This window comes from Mesorhizobium sp. M4A.F.Ca.ET.050.02.1.1, assembly GCF_003997725.1.
Taxonomy (GTDB): domain Bacteria; phylum Pseudomonadota; class Alphaproteobacteria; order Rhizobiales; family Rhizobiaceae; genus Mesorhizobium.
In genome coordinates this window covers 1-3,105 of the sequence record NZ_RZSG01000713.1, presented here as the reverse complement: position 1 = coordinate 3,105, position 3,105 = coordinate 1, and the positions used below count along the sequence as shown (strand labels likewise).

3 protein-coding genes are annotated in these 3,105 nt (G+C 66.3%); all 3 read right to left on the bottom strand.

The annotated features are described in order from the left end of the window. Nucleotides 1-693: aldehyde dehydrogenase family protein (locus tag EOA33_RS29825; protein WP_127407274.1), on the bottom strand; the 693-nt coding region annotated here is incomplete at its 3' end. 52 nt (nucleotides 694-745) lie between these two features. Continuing rightward, the gene (betA, locus tag EOA33_RS29820; RefSeq protein ID WP_127407273.1) at nucleotides 746-2,398 is read right to left on the bottom strand and encodes a choline dehydrogenase; all 1,653 of its coding nucleotides are present in this window, start codon (nucleotides 2,396-2,398) and stop codon (nucleotides 746-748) included. Next, nucleotides 2,391-3,105 (bottom strand): pyridoxal-phosphate dependent enzyme (locus tag EOA33_RS29815; protein ID WP_127407272.1); only part of this gene is annotated, 715 nt, incomplete at its 5' end. The genes betA and EOA33_RS29815, both read right to left, overlap by 8 nt.

Sequence of the window (3,105 nt, the reverse complement as noted above, 5' to 3'; positions counted from 1 at the left end):
GGTCGGCACCGATCCGGTCACCGAAACTTTGGCGACGACATCATGGCCGACGAGACCTGCGCCGACATCGCCATAGCCCTGCACGACGTTGAACAGCCCGTCGGGCAGACCGGCCTCTGAGTAGATCTCGGCCAGCGCCAGCGCCGACAGCGGCGTGTTCTCCGACGGTTTGAACACCATGGCGTTGCCCATGGCGAGCGCCGGCGCCGACTTCCAGCCGGCGATCTGGATCGGATAGTTCCAGGCGCCGATGCCGACGCACACGCCGAGCGCCTCGCGCCTTGTGTAGGCAAACGGTCCGCCGAGATCGACCGCCTCGCCGTTGAAGGCGGCGACCGCGCCGCCGAAATATTCCAGGCAGTCGGCGGCCGAGGGCGCGTCTGCCACCAGCGTCTCCTGGATCGCCTTGCCGGTATCGAGCGTCTCGATGCGCGCGAGATCCGCATTGCGTGCGCGAAGAATGTCGGCTGCGCGGCGCAGGATGCGCCCGCGCTCGACCGGTTTCAGCCGCGCCCAGGCCGGCTGCGCGGCGCGCGCGGCCTCGATCGCCAGTTCCAGCACGTTCGGCGTCGCTGAATGCAGCGTGGCGATGGTCTCGCCCGTCGCCGGATAGATCACCGGCAGCGGCGCGCCGCCCTCGTCCTCGATGTAGCGGCCGTTGACATAGTGCGATGCCGTGGGCTGGGCGCGCATGGTGTTCTCCATTGATGGTCGCTGGGCGGGAGGGCGCCAGCCTGACAATGCCCTATCGATCCGCCACCTGCCAGCGCGGATTGATCCAGGGTTCCTGGTTGGACGGCGCCAAAGGCGTGCGGCCGAGGATGTGATCGGAGGCCTTCTCGCCGGTCATGATCGACGGCGCATTGAGGTTGCCATTGGTCACCCGCGGGAAGACCGAGGAATCGGCGACGCGCAGGCCCTCGACCCCGATCACCCGGCATTCCGGATCGACGACGCTCATGAGGTCGTCGGCGCGGCCCATCTTGCAGGTGCCGCAAGGGTGGTAGGCGCTCTCGGCGTGATCCCTGATGAAGGCGTCCAGATCCTCATCCGACTGCACATGGCTGCCGGGCGATATCTCCTTGCCGCGAAAGCTGTCGAATGCCTTCTGGCCAAAAATCTCGCGCGTCAGCCGGATGCAGTGGCGGAACTCCGTCCAGTCGTCCGGATGCGACATGTAGTTGAAGCGGATCACCGGCTTCGCTTTCGCATCGGGCGAGCGCAGCGTCACCGAGCCGCGCGACTTCGAACGCATCGGTCCGACATGCGCCTGGAATCCGTGCGATTTCGCCGCCGCCTTGCCGTCATAGCGCACCGCCGCCGGGATGAAGTGGTACTGTATGTCAGGGTAGTCGACACCGGCCTGCGAGCGCACGAAGGCCGCCGCCTCGAAATGGTTGGTGGCGCCGAGGCCGGTCCTGAAGAACAGCCACTGCGCCCCGATCAACGCCTTGGAGAACGGGTTGAGCACCGAATTCAGCGTGATCGGCTTGGTCGATTCCTGCTGGATGTAGAGCTCCATATGGTCCTGCAGATTGCTGCCGACGCCCGGCCTGTCGGCCACCACTGCTATGCCGTTTTCCTGCAGATGCGCGCCCGGGCCGATGCCCGACAGCATCAGGATCTTCGGCGAATTGATCGACGAGGCCGCAACGATCACCTCACGTCGCGCCTTAACAACCTGAATCTGTTTGTTAGCTTCGATCTCGACCCCGGTGGCGCGTTGATTCTCGATGACCACGCGGCGGGCGAAGCCTTTGACCAAAGTGACGTTTTTGCGTTTCAGAGCCGGCTTCAGATAGGCATTCGCCGCCGACCAGCGGCGGCCGCCCAAAATCGTCTGCTCCATCGGGCCGAAGCCTTCCTGCTTCGATCCGTTGTAGTCGTCGGTCAGTTCGAAGCCGGCCTGGCGGCCGGCCTCGACGAAGGCGCCGTAGAGCGGATTCTTGCGCGTGCCGCGCTGCACATACAGCGGGCCGCTTTTGCCGCGCCAGCCATCCTCGCCGCCGTCGGCATCCTCCATGCGCTTGAAGTAGGGAAGCACGTCGGCGAAGCCCCAGCCGGTCGCGCCCTGTTCGGCCCAGTGGTCGAAGTCGCGCGCATGGCCGCGCACATAGACCATGCCGTTGATCGAGGACGAGCCGCCGATCACCTTGCCGCGCGGGGTGGCGAGCACGCGGCCGCCGAGATGCGGTTCCGGCTCGCTGGCGAAACCCCAGTCGTAGAGGCTCATGTTGAGCGGGATCGACAGCGCCGACGGCATCTGGATCAACGGCCCGATGTCTGTGCCGCCGAACTCGATGACGATCACCGAGTGCTTGCCGTCTTCCGACAGCCTGTAGGCCATGGCCGAGCCGGCGGAGCCGGAGCCGATGATGACGAAATCCGCTTCAAGCATTGTTCATATGCGCCATGAAATCGGCGAGCGAGACATTGCCGCCGGTAGCCACAACAAGGACGGTCTTTCCCGCCACGCTCACCTTGCCCCCAAGCAGCGCCGCCAGCGACGCCGCGCCCGACGGTTCCAGCACCAGCTTCATCCGCTCGAACGCGATCTTCATCGCTCGCCGCACCGAGGTGTCGTCGACGGTGACGCCACGCACGCCGGCCGCGCTCACCGCCGCGAAGGGTGCTTCGCCTGGCTTCCTCGCCATGAGCCCGTCGCAGATCGATTTCGGCCCGATCGGCATCGTCTCGATGGCGCCATGCGCCAGTGAGGAACCCATGCCGTTGAAGCCTTCCGGCTCGACCGCGATGACCTCGGTCTTCGGCGACTGGTAATGGAAGGCGAGCGACACGCCGCCGATCAGCCCACCGCCGCCAACCGAGCAGAACACCAGGTCGGCATGCGCGTCCTTCGCCGCCAACTGGTCGAGCGCCTCCAGCCCGGCGCCGGCCTGGCCGGCGACGATCTCGGGGTCGTCGAAGGGATGCAGCAGCGTGAGTCCCTCGGTCTCGGCAATCTCGCGCGCCTTGGCGGCCGCCACTTCCTCACGGGCGCGATCGCCATGGTCGGTGAGCACGACGCGCGCGGCGTAGCCGGCGGTGGCGTCACGCTTGGCGGCCGGCGCATCGATCGGCATAACGATGGTGACGGGAATGCCG

Coding starts and splice junctions, on each gene's coding strand:
- betA (WP_127407273.1), bottom strand. CDS start 2,398: ATGCTTGAAGCGGATTTCGTCATCATCGGCTCCGGCTCCGCCGGCTCG.